This window comes from Neisseria polysaccharea, assembly GCF_963392925.1.
Classification (GTDB): Bacteria; Pseudomonadota; Gammaproteobacteria; order Burkholderiales; family Neisseriaceae; genus Neisseria; species Neisseria polysaccharea.
The window spans coordinates 1-835 of the sequence record NZ_CAUJNZ010000038.1 but is presented as its reverse complement, the minus strand read 5'-3'; the positions used below and the strand labels follow the sequence as shown (position 1 = coordinate 835).

General features: G+C 53.7%; 1 protein-coding gene. It reads left to right on the top strand.

The features are described from left to right. Window position 1: 1 nt before the first annotated feature. Window positions 2-835 (top strand): elongation factor Tu (gene tuf, locus RDY34_RS10545; protein WP_308073953.1); only part of this gene is annotated, 834 nt, incomplete at its 3' end.

The following is an 835-nucleotide window of genomic DNA, read 5'->3' as shown; positions in this document are numbered from 1 at the left end:
CATGGCTAAGGAAAAATTCGAACGTAGCAAACCGCACGTAAACGTTGGCACCATCGGTCACGTTGACCATGGTAAAACCACTCTGACTGCTGCTTTGACTACTATTTTGGCTAAAAAATTCGGCGGTGCTGCAAAAGCTTACGACCAAATCGACAACGCACCCGAAGAAAAAGCACGCGGTATTACCATTAACACCTCGCACGTAGAATACGAAACCGAAACCCGCCACTACGCACACGTAGACTGCCCGGGTCACGCCGACTACGTTAAAAACATGATTACCGGCGCCGCACAAATGGACGGCGCAATCCTGGTATGTTCCGCAGCCGACGGCCCTATGCCGCAAACCCGCGAACACATCTTGCTGGCCCGCCAAGTAGGCGTACCTTACATCATCGTGTTCATGAACAAATGCGACATGGTTGACGATGCCGAGCTGTTGGAACTGGTTGAAATGGAAATCCGCGACCTGCTGTCCAGCTACGACTTCCCCGGCGACGACTGCCCGATCGTACAAGGTTCCGCACTGAAAGCCTTGGAAGGCGATGCCGCTTACGAAGAAAAAATCTTCGAACTGGCTGCCGCATTGGACAGCTACATCCCGACTCCCGAGCGTGCCGTAGACAAACCGTTCCTGCTGCCTATCGAAGACGTGTTCTCCATCTCCGGTCGCGGTACCGTAGTAACCGGCCGTGTAGAGCGCGGTGTCATCCACGTTGGCGACGAGATTGAAATCGTCGGTCTGAAAGAAACCCAAAAAACCACCTGTACCGGCGTTGAAATGTTCCGCAAACTGCTGGACGAAGGTCAGGCAGGCGACAACGTAGGCGTATTG